Annotated in this window: 24 protein-coding genes and 1 pseudogene; 16 read left to right on the top strand and 9 right to left on the bottom strand. The window is 70.4% G+C overall.

Going from position 1 to position 23215, the window contains the following annotated elements:
• Positions 1–75: 75 nt before the first annotated feature.
• Entirely contained in the window at positions 76–1068 is a 993-nt protein-coding gene (locus tag ACF088_RS04620) for a malate dehydrogenase (protein WP_392373882.1), read from the top strand.
• A 97-nt stretch (positions 1069–1165) separates the two neighbouring features.
• Here the strand turns inward: ACF088_RS04620 and ACF088_RS04615 are convergent, their stop codons facing one another.
• Positions 1166–1525, bottom strand: a complete 360-nt coding sequence (locus ACF088_RS04615; protein WP_392373881.1) for a hypothetical protein — start codon at positions 1523–1525, stop codon at positions 1166–1168.
• 205 nt (positions 1526–1730) lie between these two features.
• Between ACF088_RS04615 and ACF088_RS04610 the strand changes: the two genes are divergently transcribed.
• Both ACF088_RS04610 and ACF088_RS04605 read left to right on the top strand, forming a co-directional pair.
• Positions 1731–2687 (top strand): Scr1 family TA system antitoxin-like transcriptional regulator, encoded by a 957-nt coding sequence (locus ACF088_RS04610; RefSeq protein WP_392374000.1) that lies wholly within the window; start codon positions 1731–1733, stop codon positions 2685–2687.
• On the top strand, positions 2605–2787 hold the full coding sequence (locus ACF088_RS04605; RefSeq protein WP_392373880.1) for a DUF397 domain-containing protein: 183 nt from the start codon (positions 2605–2607) through the stop codon (positions 2785–2787). The genes ACF088_RS04610 and ACF088_RS04605 overlap by 83 nt, the downstream gene beginning before the upstream one ends.
• Before the next feature lie 28 nt (positions 2788–2815).
• Here ACF088_RS04605 and ACF088_RS04600 read toward each other — a convergent pair whose 3' ends face one another.
• Positions 2816–3715 carry a helix-turn-helix transcriptional regulator gene (locus ACF088_RS04600; protein ID WP_392373879.1) on the bottom strand — a complete coding sequence of 300 codons (900 nt, stop codon included), beginning with the start codon at positions 3713–3715 and terminating at the stop codon, positions 2816–2818.
• 103 nt (positions 3716–3818) lie between these two features.
• Between ACF088_RS04600 and ACF088_RS04595 the strand changes: the two genes are divergently transcribed.
• From ACF088_RS04595 to ACF088_RS04580, 4 genes are all read left to right on the top strand, one after another.
• Positions 3819–5345 carry an MFS transporter gene (locus ACF088_RS04595; RefSeq protein ID WP_392373878.1) on the top strand — a complete coding sequence of 509 codons (1527 nt, stop codon included), beginning with the start codon at positions 3819–3821 and terminating at the stop codon, positions 5343–5345.
• Between the two features lie 251 nt (positions 5346–5596).
• Positions 5597–7411 (top strand): hypothetical protein, encoded by a 1815-nt coding sequence (locus ACF088_RS04590; RefSeq protein WP_392373877.1) that lies wholly within the window; start codon positions 5597–5599, stop codon positions 7409–7411.
• A gap of 16 nt (positions 7412–7427) precedes the next feature.
• Complete coding sequence (locus ACF088_RS04585) at positions 7428–7802, top strand: hypothetical protein (protein WP_392373876.1); 375 nt, start codon at positions 7428–7430, stop codon at positions 7800–7802.
• 2 nt (positions 7803–7804) lie between these two features.
• Positions 7805–8839 (top strand): hypothetical protein, encoded by a 1035-nt coding sequence (locus ACF088_RS04580; protein WP_392373875.1) that lies wholly within the window; start codon positions 7805–7807, stop codon positions 8837–8839.
• Between the two features lie 28 nt (positions 8840–8867).
• On the opposite strand, the gene ACF088_RS04575 is transcribed toward ACF088_RS04580, so the two are convergent.
• From ACF088_RS04575 to ACF088_RS04565, 3 genes are all read right to left on the bottom strand, one after another.
• The gene (locus ACF088_RS04575; protein WP_164992965.1) at positions 8868–9077 is read right to left on the bottom strand and encodes a DUF5988 family protein; all 210 of its coding nucleotides are present in this window, start codon (positions 9075–9077) and stop codon (positions 8868–8870) included.
• 80 nt (positions 9078–9157) lie between these two features.
• Entirely contained in the window at positions 9158–9742 is a 585-nt protein-coding gene (locus ACF088_RS04570; RefSeq protein ID WP_392373874.1) for a Uma2 family endonuclease, read from the bottom strand.
• A gap of 134 nt (positions 9743–9876) precedes the next feature.
• Positions 9877–10692, bottom strand: a complete 816-nt coding sequence (locus ACF088_RS04565; protein ID WP_392373873.1) for a hypothetical protein — start codon at positions 10690–10692, stop codon at positions 9877–9879.
• A 213-nt stretch (positions 10693–10905) separates the two neighbouring features.
• On the opposite strand from ACF088_RS04565, the gene ACF088_RS04560 reads away from it, so the two are divergent.
• The 7 genes from ACF088_RS04560 (at position 10906) to ACF088_RS04530 (ending at position 18747) form a co-directional block, all read left to right on the top strand.
• A complete protein-coding gene (locus ACF088_RS04560) occupies positions 10906–12414 on the top strand; it encodes an aldehyde dehydrogenase family protein (RefSeq protein ID WP_392373872.1) in 1509 nt (502 codons plus the stop codon).
• Between the two features lie 58 nt (positions 12415–12472).
• Complete coding sequence (locus ACF088_RS04555) at positions 12473–14023, top strand: GMC family oxidoreductase (RefSeq protein ID WP_392373871.1); 1551 nt, start codon at positions 12473–12475, stop codon at positions 14021–14023.
• Positions 14023–15147 (top strand): glycine betaine/L-proline ABC transporter ATP-binding protein, encoded by a 1125-nt coding sequence (locus ACF088_RS04550; RefSeq protein WP_392373870.1) that lies wholly within the window; start codon positions 14023–14025, stop codon positions 15145–15147. Before ACF088_RS04555 ends, ACF088_RS04550 begins: the two co-directional genes overlap by 1 nt.
• Positions 15147–15317, top strand: coding sequence for a hypothetical protein (locus ACF088_RS04545; RefSeq protein ID WP_361124007.1), 171 nt, complete (start codon positions 15147–15149; stop codon positions 15315–15317). Before ACF088_RS04550 ends, ACF088_RS04545 begins: the two co-directional genes overlap by 1 nt.
• Entirely contained in the window at positions 15314–17311 is a 1998-nt protein-coding gene (locus ACF088_RS04540; RefSeq protein ID WP_392373869.1) for an ABC transporter permease, read from the top strand. The genes ACF088_RS04545 and ACF088_RS04540 overlap by 4 nt, the downstream gene beginning before the upstream one ends.
• Before the next feature lie 2 nt (positions 17312–17313).
• Positions 17314–18306: an ABC transporter substrate-binding protein gene (locus tag ACF088_RS04535; RefSeq protein WP_392373868.1), complete on the top strand. Its 993-nt coding sequence runs from the start codon at positions 17314–17316 to the stop codon at positions 18304–18306.
• Between the two features lie 222 nt (positions 18307–18528).
• The gene (locus ACF088_RS04530) at positions 18529–18747 is read left to right on the top strand and encodes a hypothetical protein (RefSeq protein ID WP_392373867.1); all 219 of its coding nucleotides are present in this window, start codon (positions 18529–18531) and stop codon (positions 18745–18747) included.
• 119 nt (positions 18748–18866) lie between these two features.
• Here ACF088_RS04530 and ACF088_RS04525 read toward each other — a convergent pair.
• The 4 genes and pseudogenes from ACF088_RS04525 to ACF088_RS04510 all read right to left on the bottom strand — a co-directional run.
• Positions 18867–19652: pseudogene (locus tag ACF088_RS04525) on the bottom strand (zinc-binding dehydrogenase); the annotation flags it as partial.
• A 474-nt stretch (positions 19653–20126) separates the two neighbouring features.
• Complete coding sequence (locus ACF088_RS04520; RefSeq protein WP_392373866.1) at positions 20127–20288, bottom strand: hypothetical protein; 162 nt, start codon at positions 20286–20288, stop codon at positions 20127–20129.
• Between the two features lie 65 nt (positions 20289–20353).
• Complete coding sequence (locus ACF088_RS04515) at positions 20354–20839, bottom strand: hypothetical protein (RefSeq protein WP_392373865.1); 486 nt, start codon at positions 20837–20839, stop codon at positions 20354–20356.
• 15 nt (positions 20840–20854) lie between these two features.
• Positions 20855–22297 carry a helix-turn-helix domain-containing protein gene (locus tag ACF088_RS04510; RefSeq protein WP_392373864.1) on the bottom strand — a complete coding sequence of 481 codons (1443 nt, stop codon included), beginning with the start codon at positions 22295–22297 and terminating at the stop codon, positions 20855–20857.
• A gap of 151 nt (positions 22298–22448) precedes the next feature.
• On the opposite strand from ACF088_RS04510, the gene ACF088_RS04505 reads away from it, so the two are divergent.
• Both ACF088_RS04505 and ACF088_RS04500 read left to right on the top strand, forming a co-directional pair.
• Positions 22449–22820 carry a DUF6415 family natural product biosynthesis protein gene (locus tag ACF088_RS04505; protein ID WP_392373863.1) on the top strand — a complete coding sequence of 124 codons (372 nt, stop codon included), beginning with the start codon at positions 22449–22451 and terminating at the stop codon, positions 22818–22820.
• The gene (locus ACF088_RS04500; protein WP_392373862.1) at positions 22817–23200 is read left to right on the top strand and encodes a hypothetical protein; all 384 of its coding nucleotides are present in this window, start codon (positions 22817–22819) and stop codon (positions 23198–23200) included. Before ACF088_RS04505 ends, ACF088_RS04500 begins: the two co-directional genes overlap by 4 nt.
• Positions 23201–23215 lie beyond the last annotated feature (15 nt).

Here is a 23215-nt window from a genome sequence, read left to right as displayed (position 1 = left end):
CTGGGCAGGGACACCCACCGCCACCCATGGTGGTCCAGGGGCTTGCCCCCGGAAAACACCGCGCAGGAGATCGCCATGACCCGCACTCCCGTCAATGTCACCGTCACCGGCGCCGCCGGCCAGATCGGTTACGCACTCCTCTTCCGCATCGCTTCCGGTCATCTGCTCGGCGCGGACGTGCCGGTCAAGCTGCGCCTTCTGGAGATCCCACAGGGTCTGAAGGCCGCCGAGGGCACCGCCATGGAGCTGGACGACTGCGCCTTCCCGCTGCTGCAGGGCATCGACATCTCGGACGACCCGAACGTGGCCTTCGACGGTGCGAACGTCGCACTGCTCGTCGGCGCCCGCCCCCGTACGAAGGGCATGGAGCGCGGCGACCTCCTGGAGGCCAACGGCGGCATCTTCAAGCCGCAGGGCAAGGCCATCAACGACCACGCCGCGGACGACATCAAGGTCCTGGTCGTCGGCAACCCCGCCAACACCAACGCCCTGATCGCCCAGGCCGCCGCGCCGGACGTACCCGCCGAGCGCTTCACCGCGATGACGCGTCTGGACCACAACCGCGCGCTCTCGCAGCTCTCGAAGAAGACCGGCACCCCGGTGTCCGAGATCCAGAAGCTGACGATCTGGGGCAACCACTCCGCCACCCAGTACCCCGACATCTTCCACGCCACGGTCGCCGGCAAGAACGCCGCCGAGACCGTCAACGACGAGAAGTGGCTGGCCGAGGACTTCATCCCGACCGTCGCCAAGCGCGGTGCGGCGATCATCGAGGCCCGTGGCGCGTCCTCGGCCGCCTCCGCCGCCAACGCCGCCATCGACCACGTCCACACCTGGGTCAACGGCACCGCCGCCGGCGACTGGACCTCGATGGGCATCCCCTCGGACGGCTCCTACGGCGTCCCGGAGGGCCTGATCTCCTCCTTCCCCGTCACCACCAAGGACGGCAGGTACGAGATCGTCCAGGGCCTGGAGATCAACGACTTCTCCCGCGGGCGCATCGACGCGTCCGTGCAGGAGCTGACGGAGGAGCGCGAGGCCGTCCGCGGTCTCGGCCTCCTCGGCTGACCCACCGCAGCGGCCGCCCCACCCGGGCGGCACCGCAGCACCGACGAGCCCGTACGGCCTGCAACGGCCGTGCGGGCTCGGTCATGTGGACACTCGGTTATGTGGACCTGGCCCGCAGCTCCCTGCCATCGGCCTCGTGGTCACCGTCCGCCGTCGCGGGCAGGCGCGCGCCCCGGCTGTCGGCGACCCGCAGCACGTTGCCAAAGGCCTGCGTGGTCGCCCGCAACGCCAGCCGCAGCGCATGCTCCCCGGCCTTGCCGTCGTCCAGTACGGCCACCGCACCCTTGAGGACCTCGGCACCGTCACCCAGTTGCTCCGCCTCGATCTCATCGGCCAGCCGGGACAGCACACCCCCGGCGCCGTCCGCCGACAAGAAGCACGGCTTCCCGCCCTCGCCCTCCCACGGCAGCAGGCGCAGCCCCGGCCAGACGGGGGCGGCATCCCGGTCGTAACTCATGCTCATTGACTCCCAGAGGTTGGTTGCGTGAGAAGGCGGCACAGTCGGCCGAATGACCCATTACGTTGGGTGTGTTCAGCGTTGCGCCCCGTAGTGCGGGACTGCAACGTCCGACGCGTGACACTCACCATCTGGCACCAAGGGGGATGCGGTGAGCCGACGACGACGCAACGCCACGAGTGGACCGGCAGCCACCAATGCCGCCGTGTTCGGGGAGGTGTTGAAGCACTTCCGGGAGGCGGCGGGATTCACGCAGGAGGAGCTGGCGAACAAGATCCCGTGCGACCGCTCGCAGGTGGCCCGCGTGGAGGCGGGCACCCGCGTACCGCAGGAATCCTTCGCCAAGCAGTGCGACGAGCTGTTGCAGACGGGTGGGGTGCTGCTGCGGTTATGGGGGCGGATCGACTGGTATCCGGAGGTGCAGCATCCGGACTGGTTCGAGCGGCGGGCGGAGATGGATGCGGTGGCGGTGGCTCTGCGCCAGTATCAAGCGCAAGTTATGCCAGGGCTGTTGCAGTCGGAGGAGTACGCCTGGGGGCTGTTCTCCGACCTGGCGAGCAGCGAAAGGGCGGAAGAGCGCGTCAGGGCCCGACTCAGCCGACAGGGGCGCTACCTCGGCCGTGGCGGTCCCCTGTACGTCGCGGTCCTGGACGAGAGCTGCCTGCGTAACGTGGTGGGAAGCGCGGCCGTCATGCGCGGCCAGTGCGCACACCTGCTGGCCGTGGGGCAGCGCCCCAACATCCGTATCCAGATCGCCCCGGCGCACCGCCCTGAAATCATCCGACCCAAAACCTCAATGACCCTGATCGCTCTGCCGAACGGGGAGCAGTGGGTGTACTCGGAGTCGCTGGACCGTGGCCATTTCAACGATGATCCGGCCGTCTATGCCCGCCACAGCCAGACCTATGATGTGCTCAGGGCGGATGCTCTGTCAGCCCCCGAATCCGCCGCGCTGATCGGCGACTTCATGGAAGGGTACGGGGACCATGGACAAGCACCAGCTGAGCACAGCGATATGGACCAAGAGCAGCTACAGCGACCGCGACGGCGGCGACTGCGTCGAAGCGGCGCTCACCTGGATGAAGAGCAGCTACAGCCACGACGACGGCGGCAACTGCATCGAAATAGCCCCCGGTATCCCCGACGCCGTCCCCGTCCGTGACAGCAAGGACCCGCACGGTCCCGTGCTGGTCTTCCCGACGGGCGGCTGGTCGTCCTTCGTCGCCGCGCTCAAGAGCGGGGAGTTCCCCGCGGTCGTCTGACCCCCCGCAGCCAAGACGCGCAGCCGTGTCACGCGTCGACGTGGGGGGCCGCTTCCGGCAGCTCGCTGCCGTCCGCAACGGGGGCGGCGACTTGGGTGGCCAACAGGCGCAGCCCGTCGGCCGAGGCGGTGTCATTGGGGGTGTAGACCTCAAGCCGGTGGCCGGGGCTCTCCGGCTGCAGCCACACCTGGTAGTCGATGTTGAGCTCTCCGACGGTGGGGTGTTGCAGGAGCATGGGGCCCACGGTGCAGTCCGCCACGTCACCTGCGGCCCATAGCTCGGCGAAGTCGTCGCTGCGCATGGCGAGTTCGCCGATCAGTTCGGCCAGTCGCGCATCGGTGGGATAGCGGCCCGCGGTCAGACGCAGGTAGGCGACATGGTTCTGGGCGAGTTCTGCCCAGTTGCGGTAGAGGTCGCGGGTGAGGGGGTCCAGGAAGAACATGCGGGGGATGGACGGCCGTCGCTCGTGGTGGTGTGGGGTGTCGAAGTCGACGTGTTCCGTGACGAGGGCGTGTCCGGTGCGGTTCCAGGCCAATACGTCGCCGCGGCGGCCGAGTACGACGGCCGGTGTGTGCTCGCCCAGGGACGCCAACAGCGCCAGTACCCGTGGGTGCGGTGTTTCGGGGCCGGGCCGGACGAGGCGGGGCGTGGCGGGCTGGTGGGCGAGGTTGTGCAGGTGGGCTGTCTCGGCCGGGTCGAGCTGGAGGACCCGGGCGAGCGCGTTGAGGACCTGCTGGGAGGCGGTGCCGGCCTGGTCCTGTTCCAGCCTGACGTAGTATCCGGCGCTCACGCCTGCGAGTTGGGCCAGCTCCTCGCGACGCAGACCCGGTACGCGGCGGGTGGTGCCATAGGTGTGCAGTCCGGCGTCGGCGGGCGTGATCCGGGCCCGGCGGGTCTTGAGATACGTCCCCAGGCTCTCCAGCTCCATGGCCTCCAGCGTAGGCGGCGCGGGTTTGTTCAGGGTGTCCCTGTGAGGTGTACCCATGGCGTGGGCCTGGTTGCCGCGCGGGTGGCGCTGCACGGTCGGCGGCATGAACGAACAGCGTGTTTCTCACCGGCCCGGTCTTCGGGCGTGGCTCGGCCTGCTGGTGGTCCTCGGGCCGGTATTGCTGGTGGCGATGGACGGCTCGGTCCTGTTCTTGGCGATGCCCAAGGTCACCGAGGCCCTCTCGCCGACCGCCGATCAGGCCCTGTGGATCCTGGACGTTTACGGATTCGCGGTCGGGTCCCTGCTCATCTCGTTCGGCAGCATCGGTGACCGCTACGGCCGGCTGAAGCTGCTGATGATCGGCGCGGCGGCGTTCGGCATCGCCTCGGCGGGAGCCTCGTTCGCGCCCGGCCCGGAATTACTGATCGCCTTCCGCACGCTGATGGGCGTGGCCGGTGCCACTCTGCTGCCGTCGGTGCTGGCGCTCCTCAGCGAACTGTTCACCGACCCACGCCGGCGAGCAAGGGCGATCGGGGTCTTCGCAGCCACGTTCGCCGCAGGGTTCGCCCTCGGGCCGGTCGTCGGCGGGCAGCTGCTGAGCCGGTTCTGGTGGGGATCGGTCTTCCTCATCAACCTGCCTGTCGTTGTGCTGTTCCTGCTTCTGGCCCCGGTGCTGCTCCGCGAAGTGCGTGCCACCCGGGCCGGCCACGTCGACGCCTTGAGTGTCCTGCTCTCCGCTGTGGGCCTGCTGCTGACCGTCTACGCGGTCAAGCACGCCGCCACAGAAGGGCTGACGGCCACCTCGGCCGGCGTGGGAATCGCCGGGACCGTCGTCCTGGGCTGGTTCGCCCGGCGGCAAGGCCGCCTCGACCATCCGCTGATCGACTTCGGCCTGTTCCGCGACCGGGTGTTCACGATCGCGATCATCACCGGGCTCCTTCCGCTGATGGCGTGGTCGGCTGCCGCCTACCTCGGTGGCAGCTACCTCCAGTCGGTGCTGGGACTGTCCGTCCTGGACGCGGCTCTCCTCGCCCTGCCCGGCGCCGCCGTCCTCACCGTCACCTGCATCGTCACTCCGGCACTGGTCGGGCGCATCGGCAAACGGGCGGCGCTCCTCACCTGCCACTTCTGCGTCGCCATCGGGCTGCTCCTGCTGGTGCCCACCAGCGTCTCCGACGGCATCGTCTGGTACCTCGTCTCGACCGTCATCGCCGGGCTCGGCTACGGCATCTCGTTCAGCGTGGTGGCCGAGACCGCCGTCGCCGCCGTTCCCACGGCACGCGCCGGGTCCGCGGCCGCGGTCGCCGAAACCAGCAACGAGATCGGCAATGCCCTCGGCATCGCACTCCTCGGCTCGCTCGCCGCCCTGCTCTTCCGCATCCAGGGACCGGACATCGCCGACACCCTCAGCGAGACACTCCAGATCCCCGGCCTCGCACCCGAGGTGATCAGTGACGCGAAGACCGCATTCGTCACCGGCCTGCATGTCGCCGCCCTGGTCGCCGGCGTCCTGCACGGCACGCTCGGCCTCCTCGCCCTGCGCTGGATGCCGAAGACCCTCCCCGGTGCAGCCGATGACGGTGCAAAGCCCCTGGCGCAGGACCGGGGCGAGAAGACCGGCGTTCGATGACGGAGACGGCTTCCGCCGGGTGCTGAGGCGGGATGGAGGTGGAGGAACTTCCCGAACAACGCGCCCCCATGCGAGAGCGCCTGGCACTGGTGGTTGTCAGCGGGCTGCGCGGCGACCTTGTGTCATCGCGCTGACACGGAGTGCTCCGCTCCCTTATGCTGCGGCTTCCGCACTGCCCCGCGCCCGGCCACCGGCAGCTCGCCCGTCAACCAGGCCACCGGGGCGGCCAGTTGGTGTTCCGGGGGAGGGTGATGGCTCGTACGGATGTGCCTCAGCAGCAAGGAGAGCCCGACGGACCCCGGCGGTCGGGCCGGACACCGGAGGGCGCCGGGCCCCCGCCGCTCCCCCCGACCCCGCCGGGCGCCAGCGAAGCCACGCGGCTGCTGTGCGCCGGCACCTACCTGGACGACACCTTCCGCGACACCGTCATCGACGAGCTGTACGTCCACGAGGAGCGGTTCGCCGCGCCCTCCCTGGGTATCGACGCAGCCCGGGTCCTGGCCCATGCGTTGCGCGCCCGGCGGCTGGAACTGAGCTGGGCGGCAGCGATCGTGCTGCTATGGATCGCGGCCATCCCGTTGTCCGCGGGCCTCGTGGTGCTCTACCTGTTCCCCATCGTCCTGATGGCACTCGGCCGCGCCGTCCTCCGGGCACAGATCCCGCGCTGGCTGGCCGTGCTGTGCGCCTTCGTGCTGCGCTGGTACGGACGGCTGTCGCTGACGCTCTACTGCTTGTCGCTGCTGGTGGTGGCGTGCGGCGGGGCCAACGTGAGCGTGGACTGGATGTTCTTCCCCCTCCCGGACGCCCTCAACCCCCTGACGAGTGGCGCCCCGGACAGCTACGACTCGTACGGCAGCCTGTCGTCGGAGGGCGCCCTCGGCATGGGAACGGCTGTCTCCGCACTCGGGGGCGGCATCGGGGCCGACACCCTGCTGCCGGTGCGGATCGCGCTGCTGCTGCCGCTGGCGCTGGCCGTCATGGTCGCGGTGCAACGCGGGCAGTTCGCCCGTGCGCTGGCGCGCGAACTGTCCAGGGAACGCTTCCCCGACGTCATGTCCGACCCTGCCGAACGGTCCCAGAGTCAGCGCTCCCGGCAGCTGCGGGAGCGGGTGCGGGTCGAGCAGCACGGGCCGCTGGTGATGTACCGGGCCGCCCACCCGTTCTGCGGCGCCGGATACCCGTACAAGACCTGGTCGCTGGCGGTGGAGCTGAACCCCCGGGCGGACCGCGAGCCCGAACCGCTGGACAACGGCGCCATCCTGGCCCGGATCATCCCCCTGGTGGCGGCGCTGCGGGTACCGTCACCGCACGGTTCGCCGGGGGCGGCAGCGGTGCGCGACCGGCTGCGCGCGCTGGAGATGGACGAGTGCGTCTTCCTGCCGGCCGAGGGGCTGCCGACCCGCGCTGCGGCGCCGTACGCACCGGCGGAGTTCGAGGGGCACCGGGCGGCGGCGGTGGAGGAGGGTGGCGAGACCCGCCGGCACTTCCTGCGCATCCGGATCGGCGGCTGGGACGAGGGCATCGTCACCACGCTCTTCGTACGGGTGCACACGCAGGGCGGGATGCTGATGCTGGAGGTGGCACCGCATGTGCTGTTGCCGCTGCGGCAGCTCTTCCAGGACGCCGACCGGCTCGCCCACCAGTTCCGGCGCCACGACCGCTTCGGCAAGGCGGTGTGGGCGCTGTCCCACACCCCGCGCTCCGCGGTGAATGCCCTCCTCACGCTGCTGCGCGGCCTGGTGGCGAGCTGGCAGCTGGGCACCGCGGGACACGGCGCGGCGCTCCCCGAAGGCCCCGGTGCCTCCGTACGCGAGCTGGGTTCGTTCGGTGAGTCGTCGCTCTTCCAGGACATGGACGTCGCCCGCTATCTGGGGACCGTTCAGCAGCGGGTGGTGGCCGGGGTGACCACGGCGCTGCGCGAGGCGGGCTATCAGACCGCCGAGTTCGAGCAGCGGGTGGTGCATGTGGCCGAGGGCGGCGTCTACATCGAGTCCGCACAGGGCGCCGTCGGCGTCGGCGACCACAACACGATCACCCACAACACTCCCCCTCGCGGCTCCGATTAGAAGGGAAGTACCCAGCGTGGCAACGGCTGACGAGCGCGGCAAAGGCATCCACATCGGCAGCGTCCGGGGTGCCTTCGCCATCGGCGACCACAACGCGGTGACCTACAACGAGGGCGGGGCCGGCCCCTCGGCGGACCCGGCGCAGGAGGCGCTGCTGCACGCCGTCCGCGCACTGCGTGACGATCTGTCCCGGGCGGTGGAGAGCCCGCAGATCACGGCCCTGAGCGGGGAACTCGCCGAGACCGAGGCGGAGATCGAGGGCAGCGGGGCGGCGGGCCCCGGCCGGCGTGCCCGGCTGCGTACGGCGCTCGCCGACGCCGGCGCCGTGGTGGGCCTGCTGGCCTCCGGTGCCGCGGTGAGCCAGGCGGTCGCGGCCCTGGCGGGAGGCTGACCATGACGCGCGGACGCCAGGCCCGCTGGAACAACGAGACCCAGCGCTGGGAGGACGGCACCCCACCGCCCGCGCCCTATACGGGCCCGATGCCGCCCCGGCCGTCCTTCGCGCCGTCGGCGGCGGGCGGCGGGGCTCCGACGGGCGCCGTCCCGCCGCCCGCCACCGGACCCTCCGCCGCCGACCCGTTAGCCGCGGAGCCGCGTCCCGCCGACCCGCCCGCCGCCGATCCGGCTGCTTCCCGGCCGCCTGCCGCCGAGCCGTTCTTCGCCCGGACGCCTCCCGCCGGGCCGTTCTCCGCCCGGACGCCTCCCGCCGACTCGTTCCTCGCGTCCGAGCCTGCCTCCGGGCCCGAGTACGTCACCGGGCCCGGTGTCCGGCACCGCAGCGTGGGCCTGATGGCCGGTGCGGCGGTGGCCGTGATCGCGGCGGCCGTCGGCGGCGGCTATCTGCTCTGGGGCCACAGCGACGACGACCCGGCCGCCGCGCGCCCGGCGGCCCGTACCAAGGCCTCCGCCTCGGAGAACACGGCCACCGCCCCCACCAGCGCCCCCGCCGGCACCAAGACCCCCACTCCTCTCTCCACGGACCTTCCCGAGGGCTACCGTCTCGTCCACGACAAGAAGGGCTTCACGCTGGCCCTCCCCGGTACCTGGAAGCGCAGCGTGCGCGGGACCGGGGTGTTCTACACCTCCCCGGACGACCGCCGGCTGTTGCAGATCTTCGAGATCAGCGAACCGGACACCACCCCGTACGAGGCGTTGGAGACGGCGTCGCGGGGGCTGTCGGGCAACCCCGGCTACAAGGAAATAAGCCTCGAACCACTGGGGTACCCGGGACCCGGCGCCGACGCCACGCAACTGGTCTATGCCTATGACAACGAGCGTCTCGGTGAGCGGGTCAAGGTCGTCGACTGTGCCTTCACCGCCGCCGACGGCCGCCAGTACGCCGTCCTCGTCCTGGGTCCCGAGGCCGACTGGCCGGAGCAGGAGGAAACCCAGCAGAACATCCTGCGGAGCTTCGTCCCCGGCCGCTGAGCGCTGCGCACGCCCGCCGGGGGGCGGACTACCCGGGCAGCTCCGTCCGCTCCCACCACTCGTAGACGGGCAGGGCCCCCTCGGCGGTGTGCTTCTGCCGACTGGTGGCCCGGAAGTGTTCATAGCCGTTCCGGAACGGGATCTTCAGCTCGGCCCCGGGAGGATCGACCGGCACGATCCGCTCGGGAAGCTCTTCGGGGCCGCCTTCGAGCACCGCTTTCGCCGCTGTGTCAGCCATGCCTGCATTGTCGTCCGGGCCGCCGTCCGCGGCCCCTCCGGTTCGGCAGGCCGGGTGACGGCGCCGGGCGGTCACCGGAGTCAGTCGCGGGGGAACTCTTCGGTGGAGAGGGTGAGGCCGGCGAAGCTGCCGGTCAGATCGATGGGCTCGCCGTACTTGAGGGTGAGGTCGCTCATGTAGTCGTCGCCCCGCGGGCGGGTGAAGACGTGGCAGCAGCCGAGATAAGGGTCGACGATCACATACACGGGGACCCCGGCGGCGGCGTAGGCCCTCTTCTTCGGGCCGTAGTCATTCGCCGCGGTGCCCTTGGAGATGACTTCGGCGACGAACTCGACATCCTCGTAGCGCCAGCGGCCCAGCTCGTCCTTCTCGGCATCGTCGGCGCACTTGGCGACGTCCGGGGCAAAGCCGTTCAACTCGCCGGGGAAATCGATCCGTACGTCGGAGGTGACCGGGGCGTCCATCCCGAAGCGGTCCTCCAGCGCCCGCACGATCCTGCGGATGGTCTGCCAATGGACGTCCCGCTGCGGCGCCGTGAACACGTCCCCCTCGACGATCTCCACCTTGTAGCCCTCGGGGATGTGCATCTGATCCAGCCGCTCGAACAGGTCGTCCAGCTCGCCGCTCTCGGCCATCTCGGTCCTGTCGGTCAGTTCGATGGTCACCGTGCCGCTCCTCCCCGCTGCCGCGCGGGCGCGGGCAGCCGCACGGTTCAACGATACGAATGTACGAGCGGTTACGTACCGCACGCGTCACGTACCGCACGCGCGGCAGTGGGGAGAAACGGCTGGGGGAACGGTCACGCGCCCTGCGCATCCTTCAGCCGGTTCTCCAGTACGGAGATGTCGGCCGTGTCGCCGGGCGCGGGGGTCTTGGTGGAGACGGGGGTGTCGTAGTTGCTGAGCAGGATGGTGCCGGAGCGGTGGTCGAGCTCGGCGGTGAGTTTGCGGGGGTAGTGCTTGCCGTCGATGGCCACGTAGAGGGTCTGCACGGCTCCCTCGGCCTTCTTGATGACGGGGAGGACGCGGGTGCCCTCCTCGGTGGTCGGCCGGCCCTTGGTGAGGGACACCGCGGGCGCGTGTGAGGGGGTGCTGCTGCCGGACGAGGGCTTTCCGGGGGTCGACGCCGATTTCTGGAACGCCTTGAGGTCGCAGGCGGCGGACAGGTTCCGCAGGAACGAGTTCTGCGTCGTGCCGTGCAGGAACGTGTTCTCGTACTTCGCCGCGGCTTCCTCGCCCGACTTGCCGGGCAGCTGGCCCTTCCAGAAGGCCGCGTCCGGCTTCATCCAGACCTGGTTTCCGCGCTTGATGAGTTCGACGCTGCCGGATTCGCCCTTACTGATGGCGCCGGTGCAGTTACCGGCGCGGTCGAGGGTGAGGTCGAGTTTGGTGGGATCAGCACTGGTCTGGGTGCGCAACCGCAGGGATTGCGCGCCGACCAGTTGCCGGAGAGCGTCATCGGCGATCTGCTGGGCCGATTTGTTCGTGAGATCGCCTTCGCCGCCGTCCGAGGTGTCGGCCGCCGCCGCGGCCGCGGTGCAGGTGATCCCGGCTAGCAGGGTCACGCTGCAGGTCAGAGCCGCGGTGGCAGAGGCGGCACGCCGTCTGCTGGTCATCTCGGTACCTCCGGTCCCGAGGGAACAGTCCGCCAGGTACATACGGCTATTCAGGGTACGTTCCGGGACATTGCGCCGCACATTCAGTGAGTCGAGTCACTTTCCATGAATGTTTGGGCATAGATGCTCGGCTTCAGGGGAGGGGTCCCCGTTGCTGGTGACGCCAGTGGTTGCACCAGTGGGAACAGAACGGTAACCGGAAGGCAGAACGACGTGTCGTCAATCGAGACCATTCACGTAGACGGGGTGTGGCTCCCCGCCGCATCCGGCGAAACGCGGGAGGTCCTCGACCCCGCCGACGCGACGACGCTCCAGCTGGTGTCCGAGGGGGGTGCCGGGGATGCCGACGCGGCGGTCGAGGCCGCCCGCCGGGCCTTCGACGGTGGCGCGGGTGCCTGGCCCCGTACGGCCGTCGCCGAACGTTCCGCGCTGCTGCGCCGGGTCGCCGACCTGCTGCAGCGCGACCGTGAGGAGATCGCCCTCATCGAGAGCCGGGACACCGGCAAGACGCTGGAGGAGGGCCGGGTCGACGTCGATGACGTCACCAACGCCTTCCGGTACTTCGCCGACCTGGTGATGAACGAGAGCGGCGGCCGGGTCGTCGACGCCGGATCGCCCGATGTGCACAGCATCGTCGTGCACGAGCCGGTCGGTGTCTGTGCGCTCATCACGCCGTGGAACTACCCCCTGCTGCAGGCAAGTTGGAAGATCGCGCCGGCCCTCGCGGCCGGCAACACTTTTGTGATCAAGCCCAGCGAGGTCACCCCGCTGTCGACCGTGCACCTGATCAAGCTGCTGGTCGAGGCCGGGCTGCCGGCCGGGGTCGCCAACATCGTCACCGGCGCGGGCCTGCCGGTCGGCCAGCGGCTGGCCGAGCACCCGGACGTCGACCTGTTCTCCTTCACCGGTGGCCTGGTCAGCGGGACGAAGGCCGGTGCGGCCGCGGTCTCCGGCGCCAAGAAGATCGCGCTGGAGCTGGGCGGCAAGAACCCCAATGTGGTGTTCGCCGACGCCTGCGCCACCGACGAGGGCTTCGACACCGCCGTCGACCAGGCGCTGAACGCCGCCTTCATCCACAGCGGCCAGGTCTGCTCGGCCGGTGCCCGGCTGATCATCGAGGAGTCGGTGCGCGACCGCTTCGTCGCCGAGCTCGCCCGCCGCGCTGAGAAGATCAAGCTCGGCCGGGGCACCGAGGACGGCGTCGAGTGCGGCCCGGTCGTCTCCCAGCAGCAGCTCGACAAGGTCGAGGCGTACGTCGCCTCCGCGCTCGCCGAGGGTGCCCAGCTGCGCTGCGGCGGCGCCCGGCCCAAGCCGTCCGAGGTCCGCCCGGCCACCGGCTACTTCTACGCGCCGACCGTGCTCGACGGCTGCCACCGCGAGATGAAGGTGATCCGCGAGGAGACCTTCGGGCCGATCCTGACGGTCGAGACCTTCACCACCGAGGACGAGGCCGTGGCGCTCGCCAACGACACCGAGTACGGCCTGGCCGGTGCGGTGTTCTCCGGCGACACCGCGCGCGCCCGCCGGGTCGCCGCCCGGCTGCGGCACGGCACGATCTGGATCAACGACTACCACCCCTACCTCCCGCAGGCGGAGTGGGGCGGCTTCGGCAAGTCCGGCATAGGCAGGGAATTGGGCCCCGCAGGTCTGGACGAGTACCGCGAGAGCAAGCACATTTACGAAAACCTCCGGCCGGAGCCGGTGCGCTGGTTCGCGGGCTGACCCCGCCCGTCACCTGGCACCACCCGCACCACGCACGTTGTAAGAAGGAGCACCCCCAATGCCTGTGTATGACTATGTCGTTGTCGGCGGTGGCACCGCCGGTTCCGTCATCGCCTCCCGCCTCACCGAGGACCCGGACGTCACGGTCGCTGTCATCGAGGGCGGTCCGTCCGACATCGACCGCGAGGACGTCCTGACACTGCGCAAGTGGCTCGGTCTGCTCGGCGGCGACCTGGACTACGAGTACACGACCACCGAGCAGCCGCGCGGCAACTCGCACATCCTGCACAGCCGCGCCAAGGTCCTCGGCGGGTGCTCCTCGCACAACACGCTGATCTCGTTCAAGCCGCTGCCGTCCGACTGGGACGAGTGGGAAGCGGCGGGCGCGGCCGGCTGGGGCGCCACGCACATGGACCCCTACTTCGGCAAACTGCGCAACAACATCGTGCGGGTGGCCAAGAAGGACCAGAACCAGATCGCCACCGACTGGATCGAGGCCACCAAGACCGCCCTCGGCGTCCCCGAGGTCGTCGGCTTCAACGACCAGCCCTTCGAGGAGGGCGTCGGCTTCTTCGACCTCTCCTACCACCCGGAGAACAACAAGCGCTCCTCCGCGTCGGTCGCCTACCTCCACCCGCACATCGAGGCCGGCGACCGCCCGAACCTCACGCTGATGCTGGAGACCTGGGCGCACAAGCTGGAGCTGGACGGGACCACCGCCAAGGGCGTCCACGTCCGCACGAAGGACGGCGAGGAGGTCTACGTCGAGGCCGCCCGCGAGGTGCTGGTGTGCGCCGGCGCCGTCGACACCCCGCGGCTGCTGATGCACTCCGGCATCGGGCCGCGGAAGGACCTGGAAGCGCTGGGTCTGCCCTGTGTGCTCGACCTGCCGGGGGTCGGCGAGAACCTGATCGACCACCCCGAGTCGGTGATCGTCTGGGAGACCGACGGACCGATCCCGGGCAACTCCGCGATGGACTCCGACGCGGGTCTGTTCGTCAAGCGGGACCCGGAGCACAAGGGCCCCGACCTGATGTTCCACTTCTACCAAATTCCGTTCACCGACAACCCCGAGCGGCTGGGCTACGAGCGCCCCGAGCACGGGGTGTCGATGACGCCGAACATCCCCAAGTCCCGCTCCCGCGGCCGCCTCTACCTCACCTCCGCCGACCCCGAGGTCAAGCCCGCCCTCGACTTCAAGTACTTCGAGTACGACGAGAACGGGGTCGACTACGACGGCGACACCCTCGTCGACGGCATCAAGCTGGCCCGCAAGGTCGCCCAGGCCGAGCCGTTCAAGAAGTGGCTCAAGCGCGAGGTCTTCCCCGGCCCCGAGGTCACCGACGACGCGGAGATCAGCGAGCTGGTGCGCAAGGCGGCCCACACCGTCTACCACCCGGCCGGTACCTGCAAGATGGGCGCCGCCGATGACCAACTGGCCGTGGTCGACCCCGAGTTGAAGATCCGCGGGCTGGCCGGCATCCGTATCGCCGACGCCTCCGTCTTCCCGACGATGCCCGCCGTCAACCCGATGCTGGGCGTGCTCATGGTGGGGGAGAAGTGCGCCGAACTGCTCCACAAGGCTCCGACCCAAGGAGGTGATGCGTGATGGCTACCACCGCCGCCGGCGCATCCGAGATACCCAACGCCCGCACGCCCGAGTCCGCCTCCGCAGCGGACGGCCGTGAGGTCGTCTTCTCCGTCCGCCACCTCTGGAAGGTCTTCGGCCCCAAAGCCGAGAGCATCCCCGACGACTCCTCGGTCGCCACACTGAGCGCCCAGGAGCTGCGCGAGCAGACCGGCTGTGTGGCCGCCGTCCGCGATGTCTCCTTCGACGTCCACAAGGGCGAGGTCTTCGTCGTCATGGGCCTGTCCGGCTCCGGCAAGTCCACCCTCGTGCGGTGTCTGACCCGGCTGATCGAGCCGACCAGCGGTGACCTGGAGATGGATGGCGAGGACGTCCGCGCCATGGACCGCACCGCGCTGCGCGAACTGCGCCGCCGCCGTGCCGCCATGGTCTTCCAGCACTTCGGCCTGTTGCCGCACCGCACCGTCGTCGACAACGTCGCCTACGGCCTGGAGATCCAGGGCATGGGCAAGGCGGAGCGCCGCGAGAAGGCCAACGAGATGGTCGACAAGGTCGGCCTGGCCGGGATGGAGAAGCGCCGCCCCGGCCAGCTCTCCGGCGGCCAGCAGCAGCGCGTCGGCCTGGCCCGCGCCCTCGCCGTCGACCCCCAGGTCCTCCTCTTCGACGAGCCCTTCAGCGCGCTCGACCCGCTTATCCGCCGCGATATGCAGGAAGAGGTCGTCCGCCTGCACCGCGAGGAGGGCCGGACGATGGTCTTCATCACCCACGACCTGAGCGAGGCGCTGCGCCTGGGCGACCGGATCGCCCTGATGCGCGACGGCGAGATCGTCCAGCTCGGCACCCCCGAGGAGATCGTCGGCTCCCCGGCCGACGACTACGTCCGCGACTTCGTCCGCGACGTCCCGCGCGAGCAGGTGCTGACGGTGCGCCGCGCGATGCGCCCGGCCGAGGACGGCGAGGCCGACCAGGGCCCGGCGCTGGCCCCCGACACCCTTATCTCCGACGCCATCGAGGCCGTCGTCCGCTCCGGCGGTGCCGCCCGCGTCGTCGACGACGGCCGCTGCCTGGGCATCGTCGACCACGCCTGCCTGCTGAACGTGGTCGCCCGGCTCGACGGCCCGCAGCACGACGAGGTGGCCGCCTGATGTACGCCGCCACCACCCACCGCGGCGCCGTGCGCGCCGTCGGCTCCAGAGCTCCGGCGGCCACGCCGCGGGCCCGGCTGCGCGCCAGCCTGCTGCGCCACTGGCGTGAGGCCCAGCGCTGCGCCGCCCTGAACATGCCCACCGGCACCGTGAAGCGGGGGCGAGCATGACCTTCTTCTCCACGCCTCCCCTTGCGACGCGCCCGCTGAGCGATGCCGTACGGCCCGGCCCCCTGCGGGCCGTACTGCAGCTCCGCGCCCTGAGCAAGCTCCTGCTGCTGGTGCTCGCCGCGGCGGTCCTCGTCCCGCTGCTGCAGGCCAAGTACGGCGCCGCCTGGCCGTCGTCGCTGACCGTCGATGTCTCCGGTCCGCTCGGCAAGACCAGCGACTGGATCATCGACAACCGTGACAGCCACTGGCTGTTCGTCTACTTCCTCGGTCACCTCAGCAACGCCGTGGTGATCTCGGTACGCGGTGTCTACCTGCTGCTGCTCGCCCTCGGCTGGACCGGCGTCACGGCCGGTGTCACGCTGCTCGCCTGGCGGGTGGCCGGCCTCCGCATCGCCGCCACCGCCCTGATCTCCTTCCTGGTCAGCGGCCTGCTCGGCATGTGGGTCCCCACCATGCAGACGTTCGCGCTGATGGTCGTGGCGGTCGTCGTCTCGGTCGTGGTCGGCGGCCTGCTGGGCCTGGCGGCCGGCCTCTCCGAGCGCCTGTTCAGGATGCTCCGCCCGGTCCTGGACACCATGCAGGTCCTGCCTGCCTTCGCCTACCTCCTCCCCGTCGTGCTGGTCTTCGGCATCGGCGTCCCCGCCGCGCTGCTGGCCACCGTCATCTACGCGGCTCCGCCGATGGCCCGGCTGACCGCGCTCGGCCTGCGCGGCGCCGACCCCGGCGTCCTGGAGGCCGTCTCCTCGCTCGGCGCCACCGGCCGGCAGCGGCTGCTGACCGCCCGCCTGCCGCTGGCCCGCAAGGAACTCCTCCTCGGCGTCAACCAGACGATCATGATGGCGCTGGGCATGGTCGTCATCGCCTCGATGATCGGCGCCGCCGGTCTCGGTGACCGCGTCTACCAGGCGCTCGCCTCGGTCGACGTCGGCGCCGCGCTCTCCGCCGCCATCCCGATCGTGCTGCTGGCCATCGTCATGGACCGCACCACGGCCGCGGCCGGTGAGCGTCTCGGCGCCGACACCGCGGCCACCGGCCCGAAGTGGCTGCGCGGCCGGCTGGCCTGGGCGGGCGTCGCGGCGGTCACCGCCCTCCTCGCCCTCGTCGGCCGGCTGTCCGGCTCCCTGGTCTGGCCGGACGCCTGGGCCGTTGATCTGGCCCGCCCCGTCAACGACTTCAAGGAGTGGATGGTCGACCACCTCTACTCCGGTGTTCCCGTCGTCGGCGGCACCGCCGACTGGGCCGCGCACTTCACCGACTGGGTGCTCAACCCGCTGCGGGACGGCCTGACGGCACTGCCCTGGTACGGCGCGCTGCTCATCGTCGCCGCGCTGGCCTGGCTCATCGGCACCTGGCGCACCGCCCTGACCGCCGTCCTCGCGATGGCCGCCATCGGCGTCCTGGGCGTCTGGAAGCCGTCGATGAACACCCTCTCCCAGGTCCTCGCCGCCCTGGCGGTGACCTTGGTGCTGGGCTTCGGCGTCGGCATCCTGGCAGCGGGCAGCAAGCGCTTCGAAGCGATCCTGCGCCCGGTCCTGGACGTCATGCAGACCATGCCGCAGTTCGTGTACCTGATCCCGGTCGTGGCGCTCTTCGCCGTGGGCCGCGCCCCGGCCGCCGCCGCTGCCGTGGTCTACGCCCTCCCGGCCGTCATCCGGATCACCACCCAGGGCCTGCGCCAGGTGGACCCCTCCGCCATGGAGTCCGCCCGCTCGCTGGGCGCCACCCGCTGGCAGATCCTCCGCCAGGTCCAGCTCCCCCTGGCCCGGCCCTCGCTGCTGCTGGCCGTCAACCAGGGCGTGGTCATGGTCCTCGCCGTCGTCATCATCGGCGGCCTGGTCGGCGGCGGTGCCCTCGGCTACGACGTCGTCACCGGCCTCGCCACCGGAGACCTGGGCCTCGGCCTGGTCGCGGGTGTGGCCATCGTGTGCCTGGGCCTGATGCTCGACCGGGTCACCCAGCCCACGGAACGCCGCACGACGGGGAAGGGAGCCTGACCATGTCCCGTAAGCGCACCATGACCCTCGGGGCGGCCGCGCTGGCCGGCGCGGCGGTCCTCTCCCTCTCCTTGTCCTCCTGCGGCAAGGCCGACATGACCAAGCAGTCCTCGCCGTTCGCGGCGGCCAAGGGCTCCAAGTCGGTCACCCTCTCGGTGCAGACCTGGGTCGGCGCCCAGTCCAATGTCGCGGTCGCCAAGTACCTGCTCGAACACAAGATGGGCTACCACGTCGACACCGTCCAGGTGGACGAGATTCCCGCCTGGGACGCCCTCAGCCAGGGCCGGGTCGACGCGATCCTGGAGGACTGGGGCCACCCCGACCAGGAGAAGCGGTACGTCAAGGACAAGAAGACGATCACCGCGGGCGGCGGCAACGGCGTCACCGGGCATATCGGCTGGTTCGTCCCCAAGTACTGGGCCGACAAGCACCCCGAGGTCAAGAACTGGAAGAACCTCAACAAGTTCGCCAAGCAGCTCCGTACGTCGGAGAGCGGCAACAAGGGGCAGCTGATGGACGGTTCGCCGTCCTACGTCACCAACGACAAGGCGCTGGTGAAGAACCTCGGGCTGGACTACGAGGTCGTCTTCGCGGGCTCCGAGGCGGCGCAGATCACCCAGATCCAGCAGTTCGCCAAGGAGAAGAAGCCCTTCCTGACGTACTGGTACGAGCCGCAGTGGCTCTTCAACCAGGTGCCGATGGAAGAGGTCAAGCTGCCCAAGTACACCGATGCCTGCGCGGCCAAGGGCGCCAAGGATCCCAAGTCCATCGACTGCGCCTATCCGACCACCCCGCTGCAGAAGTTCTTCAACACGGAATTCGCCAAGAAGGGCGGCAGTGCCGCGGCGTTCCTGAAGAACTTCAAGTGGACCAAGGACGACCAGAACGAGGTCTCCGAGTCGATTGCCTCGGGCGGTCTGTCCGCCGACGAGGCGGCCAAGCGCTGGGTGGAGAAGCACCCGGACGTCTGGAAGAAGTGGCTGCCCAAGAAGTAGCGGCCGCAAGGGCGTAGCCGCCGCAAGGGCACAGCGGGATCTCGCGGGCAGTCGCACAGGGTGTGCGACTGCCCGCGAGCGCGTTCCGGCCCGGTCGGGTCCTCGGTCCCCCTGCCGGGTACCGCAGGGCCCTTACCCGTTCGGGTGGCGGGCGGCGAACCGCCGCACGGCGCGGCGGCAGGCGCAGAAGGCTGGGCAGCCGCCACCGACGAAAGGCCCGCCATGTCGCTGCCGCCGACCTGCCCCACGCCCGACTGCCACGACGTGCTGTGGAAGGACACCACGCACACCGACACCGACTGGGACAACTGGCGCTGGTGGTGCTGCCGTTGCGACAAACAGTGGTACCCGACAGCGGAACAGCTCCAGGAGTACCGCTACGGAGCAGCCGGCAGACCACACCCCTCCGCATACCGGGACCCCAGACCGGCGCGGCGGTAGGAGGCCCGCCCGCCGGGCGCGAGGGAGGCGACGAGCGCGGGAGCCCCCTGGCCCCTGCCTCACCCGCCCCGCGCCTTCCCTGTTCTCCGTTTCCTGTTCCCCGTTCCCCGTTCCCCGTGTCACCCCACCCGCAGCAGCAGCTTCCCGGTGCTCTTGCGACTGCCGAGGAGCCGGTGCGCCCCGGCAGCTTCGGCGAGCGGGAACTCCGCCGTCACGGGGAGTTCCACGCCCCCTTCGGCGACCGTACGGAAAGCCCGCCCGGCCAGTGCGCGCAGCGCCTCCGGCGCCGTCTGGGCCAGCGCCAGGATGGAGAACCCGGCGACCGAGCGCCCGCGCGGGTACAGCTCGGGCTGGCCCACCTGCCAGGGCTCGGCGGAACTCGCATGACCGAACGACACCAGGCGGCCGAAGACGGCAAGTGCCTCCAGGCTGCGCCGGAAGGTGTCACCGCCGACGGGGTCCAGGGCGAGATCGACGCCCCGCCCGCCCGTGGCCCGCCGCACCTCCTCGTCGAAGTCCGGGCCGACGAACACCTCGTCGTAGCCGTAGGTGCGTGCGTGCTCCGCCTTCGACGCATCCGATACGACGCCGTAGACGGCACCCGCCCCGGCCGCCTTCGCCAACTGGCCCGCGACCGTGCCGATCCCGCCCGCCGCACCCTGCACCAGCACGGTCTCGCCGGCCCGCAGCCGGCCCACCTCGTGCACCAGGGCATGCGCGGTGGGCAGCACCGTCGGCAAGGTGGCCGCGGTGCGCAGGCTCACCCCCTGCGGAAGCGGGAACACGCTCGCCGCGGCGGCGACCACGGTATCCGCATACGCGCCGCCGTCCGTGAGCGCCGCGACCTCCTGCCCCGGCCGGAGCCCGTCGACCTCCGCGCCGACCGCGCGAATGCGCCCGGAGACGAGGGGGAAACGCCGGTGGCGCCGGACCCATCGAAGGCCGTGAGGGGTCTTCCCGACCGTGCGCGGGTGCCGGTGCCTATTCCTGGCCCCCGCGGCTCGACGGGACCGCAGGGCAAACCCGGCCCGGCCGGGCCGTCCGGGGCGACGGGTAAGGACGGCACCCCCGGCAGCAACGGCAAGGACGGCACGAACGGGAAGGCGGGCGCGGACTCATCCGTACCCGGCCCGGCGGGGCCTGCTGGTCCTGCCGGACAGCCGGGCAAAGACGGCTCGGACGGCTCGGACGGCCGCGGTGGTGCGGACGGACGGAACGGGCAGACCTGCCCGAGTGGCTGCTCGCTGCAGGTTGCGGCTGGCGGTCCAGACGCGTTGGTGTGCCGGCGGAATGGCGCACCGTATCCGTCACCCGAGCCGACGCCGGGCGCCACCAGCCCGCCCGCGGTGCTTGCGCCTGATCGGCGGCGGCAGTAGGGCTCACGCGGACGCGACGGTGTGGGCATGGACGGCAGTGGACCAGTCGTCGAGCAGCTGCTCGTACTGGGCCTGTTCGTCGGACCAGAGCGGGCGACCGGCCCGCTCGGTCATGAAGGCGCGTATCGCCTCGTTCGCCTCATCAGGCGTAACAGGGGTGGCCATGGGCGAACGGTACAGCTCAGCACCGACAGCCGCCCCCCTATTCGCAGGCGTCACGCGAACGGCCCCTACTTGCCGCGCTGGGCCCCACTCGGCCACACGACGTCCACAGGGACCCCGACGCTGCGCGCCTGCTCGACGGTGTCCGCTGTGCCGCCCCCCTTGCCTGACGGCGGGACGCCGTCCCACACGGCAACGAGCCGGTCGGCGCGCTTCAGCAGCTCTCCGTTGGCCGCTTCATACGCGTCCCGATTCGCTGTGTCGTACGGCATGGTCACCACGTCCGCAGCGGCGGACAGCCGATCGAACGCGGGGGCGTGGTCAGGCTTCACCTTCACCTGCCGGTAGTCCCGCGAGGGCACGACCACGACCAGGCGCCCACCAGCCTCGACGACCGCCTCAGCGAACAACGTGTCCGAACCGCGGGCGAGACAGGTGACCCCAATCAACTCACCGTCGCGGTATTCGCGGAGCAGGTTCCGCAGCGCCTCTTGAACCAGCGGCACCGTGCTCTGTGCGAGGTCCATATGCCCCGTTACGGCGATGGTGGTCATGCTCTCAGTATCTCCCTACGTCGCCAGCAGCTCGCGGATATGGTCCCGGGCCTCGCGTAGCGGGCCGGGGGCGTCCCTGCCGACCGTATACGGGTAGAGCTGGGCAAGTTGCTTGCGGACCCGGCCTGATTGAGTTCGAGCGGCAGCACCCACGGCGCGATGGGTGCTTTCCACTGCCTCGGTGATATCGCCCGCCAGGAATCCGCATTCTGCAAGGCCGATCCAGTCGAGGGCGTGGCTTCGACTGGCTTCCGGCCCGCGCAGGTCGAGGGCCGTGCGAATCTCCTGCGCCGCGGTGGGCGCGTGCGTGCGGGGGTCTTGGCGAGCCAGGTCGAGAAGTCGGCCGCCGGTGACGCCAGCGAGTTCGGCGCTGTCGAAGTAGTCAATCCAGTACGGCTCGCCTGGCCCGGCTCCGGCCAGTGCCTCGCCAGCCTGTCCGCTCGCGCGGCGGAAAGCTGCGTGCCGCCCCATAGCCGCATACGCCCACGCCTCGCGCGTGTGAAGCATCGCGCGCAGCCGTGGCCCCGCCGTGGTGCGGACACCGTCCTGCGCCAGACGGATCAGTTCCAGAGCATCATGCGGGCGACCGGCGTAGAGCACTTGCCGCGCCATGCCGGCCAGCACGTTGGCTCCAAAGGCAGCGTCGCTGGCGGCATGTGCGGACCGGAGCGCTACGAGGTAGTAGTCCTGTGCACGGCGTTGGTGCCCGGAGTCCCATGCCATGGTGGCCGCCGTACCCGCGAGTTGAGCCATGACGCCGTAGAGACGTTGCTCGATGACTGGGCTCTGGTGCTCATCAAGGGCAGATGCCACCTCGTTGAGCTGACCGAGGACCGCCTTTCGGCGCAGGCCCCCGCCGAACTGGTGATCCCACGCGCGGAAGGTACGAGCGGTGGTCTCCAGGTCGTCAAGGTCCAGCGTTCCGAGCCGGCCTTGGCGCCGGGGTCGGCGTTCGGCGCTGGCGGGCTGTAGCCACCCCTCAAGGGTGTCGAGCAGCGCGGCGCCGGTAATGGCCGCAGCGGACAGAGCGCGTGCAGCGGCACGGCGGTTCATCACGAGATCGCTCCTCGTTAGGTGGTCGGCCAGGCCGACTGTGGCGTCAGGACGCCACGGCACCTCCTCGGAGGGCTGGCGATCCTCGGCGGGCGGCGGGGAAGGATGGTGCCGGGCTTGTGCCTCCCAAGGGCGAGGGGCAAGGCCGAGCAGATCACCGGGGATACCGAGGCCGTCGGCGATACGACGGATGACGGTGATTGAGGTGATTTGATGGCGTCCCGAGATGATGTTGGACACCTTGCCCGGGGTGAGATCGCATGCTGAGGCGATGCGGTTTTGGCTCAGACCGCCCCACTTCTTGATCAGGGCGAAAGCGGCTGCAAAGTCATGCTCGTCGAGTGCACGGCGCAGGTCGTCACGCGATAACACATCGGGAGCGAGCGGGTTTACGGGGGCGTCCATAGGGCCCTCTTCCGGAGCGATCCTAGGCACGAGCGATTGTCGTGCTGCACCGGAAACGAGTCTATTACCGCCTCGGTAACCCTTGTTGGTCATTCCTGATCTGTCGCGTTGGGAGCACGCTCTGTCCATCGCGAAAAGATCGGAGCAGGGAATGGACAGTCCGCCGGGCATCACGCCCGACCTGACCCATGAGGTGCCGGTCGACGCAGAGAGCATCAGCGAGGCGATCCGCCGGGCGCTGCGCCTGGGTGCCGCCCGGCCTGCGCTGGACGAACTCACCGCCGCACAGGAGGAACTGCGAGGGCACACCGCCCTCCTCCTCCCCCTGGTGCGCGCGGATCAGGCTCGGCTGCCGCAGGACAGCGTTCTTGCACACCAGGTGGCCGCGCGGCTGACCGGGATCGGGGAGCGGGCCGGGCAGCCGCTCCGGCCTGACACGCTCGCGGCCCACGCACAGGTGGCTGGCATCGCCCGCGACGTCCAGTACCTGCTGGCCATGCACACCACGGCGGTCCGCCCGTGACCGCGCCCATGGCTCCGGTGGCCTTCGTCTACGACCGGTGCGCGTCGCGCTTCGTCCGGCATCTGGAGATGCGGCTGCTCGGCTGCGACAGCTACGTGGACCGCATGGGCTGGAGCGTGGCTGGCCGCTGGATCGACCGCGGTGACGACGCCCTGACCGCGCAGCGCCCGAAGCTGGACGCGCTGCTCACCGCGATGCGGGAGGCGGCGGCGGAGCGGGATGTGCTCTGCCTGGTGCACAACTGGGGCCGCCTCTCCGCCGACGACACGGAACGGCTCGCATTCCAGACGCGCATCCTCACGGCGGGCGGCTGGACCGCAACGACGTTCGGCGAGTCGGACCGGCTTGGCCGCACATTGCTGGTGGGGAGGCGGCCGTGACGCGCCGGCAGCGAC

This window comes from Streptomyces sp. NPDC015125, from assembly GCF_043080045.1.
Lineage (GTDB): Bacteria > Actinomycetota > Actinomycetes > Streptomycetales > Streptomycetaceae > Streptomyces.
Note: the sequence above shows the minus strand (reverse complement) of the source record. Positions and strands in the feature narration are given on the sequence as shown.

Coding starts and splice junctions, on each gene's coding strand:
- ACF088_RS04545 (WP_361124007.1), top strand. CDS start 15,147: ATGTACGCCGCCACCACCCACCGCGGCGCCGTGCGCGCCGTCGGCTCC.
- ACF088_RS04605 (WP_392373880.1), top strand. CDS start 2,605: ATGAAGAGCAGCTACAGCCACGACGACGGCGGCAACTGCATCGAAATA.
- ACF088_RS04590 (WP_392373877.1), top strand. CDS start 5,597: ATGGCTCGTACGGATGTGCCTCAGCAGCAAGGAGAGCCCGACGGACCC.
- ACF088_RS04595 (WP_392373878.1), top strand. CDS start 3,819: ATGAACGAACAGCGTGTTTCTCACCGGCCCGGTCTTCGGGCGTGGCTC.
- ACF088_RS04620 (WP_392373882.1), top strand. CDS start 76: ATGACCCGCACTCCCGTCAATGTCACCGTCACCGGCGCCGCCGGCCAG.
- ACF088_RS04515 (WP_392373865.1), bottom strand. CDS start 20,839: ATGACCACCATCGCCGTAACGGGGCATATGGACCTCGCACAGAGCACG.
- ACF088_RS04530 (WP_392373867.1), top strand. CDS start 18,529: ATGTCGCTGCCGCCGACCTGCCCCACGCCCGACTGCCACGACGTGCTG.
- ACF088_RS04550 (WP_392373870.1), top strand. CDS start 14,023: ATGGCTACCACCGCCGCCGGCGCATCCGAGATACCCAACGCCCGCACG.
- ACF088_RS04520 (WP_392373866.1), bottom strand. CDS start 20,288: ATGGCCACCCCTGTTACGCCTGATGAGGCGAACGAGGCGATACGCGCC.
- ACF088_RS04505 (WP_392373863.1), top strand. CDS start 22,449: ATGGACAGTCCGCCGGGCATCACGCCCGACCTGACCCATGAGGTGCCG.
- ACF088_RS04575 (WP_164992965.1), bottom strand. CDS start 9,077: ATGGCTGACACAGCGGCGAAAGCGGTGCTCGAAGGCGGCCCCGAAGAG.
- ACF088_RS04510 (WP_392373864.1), bottom strand. CDS start 22,297: ATGGACGCCCCCGTAAACCCGCTCGCTCCCGATGTGTTATCGCGTGAC.
- ACF088_RS04615 (WP_392373881.1), bottom strand. CDS start 1,525: ATGAGTTACGACCGGGATGCCGCCCCCGTCTGGCCGGGGCTGCGCCTG.
- ACF088_RS04540 (WP_392373869.1), top strand. CDS start 15,314: ATGACCTTCTTCTCCACGCCTCCCCTTGCGACGCGCCCGCTGAGCGAT.
- ACF088_RS04600 (WP_392373879.1), bottom strand. CDS start 3,715: ATGGAGCTGGAGAGCCTGGGGACGTATCTCAAGACCCGCCGGGCCCGG.
- ACF088_RS04580 (WP_392373875.1), top strand. CDS start 7,805: ATGACGCGCGGACGCCAGGCCCGCTGGAACAACGAGACCCAGCGCTGG.
- ACF088_RS04535 (WP_392373868.1), top strand. CDS start 17,314: ATGTCCCGTAAGCGCACCATGACCCTCGGGGCGGCCGCGCTGGCCGGC.
- ACF088_RS04555 (WP_392373871.1), top strand. CDS start 12,473: ATGCCTGTGTATGACTATGTCGTTGTCGGCGGTGGCACCGCCGGTTCC.
- ACF088_RS04565 (WP_392373873.1), bottom strand. CDS start 10,692: ATGACCAGCAGACGGCGTGCCGCCTCTGCCACCGCGGCTCTGACCTGC.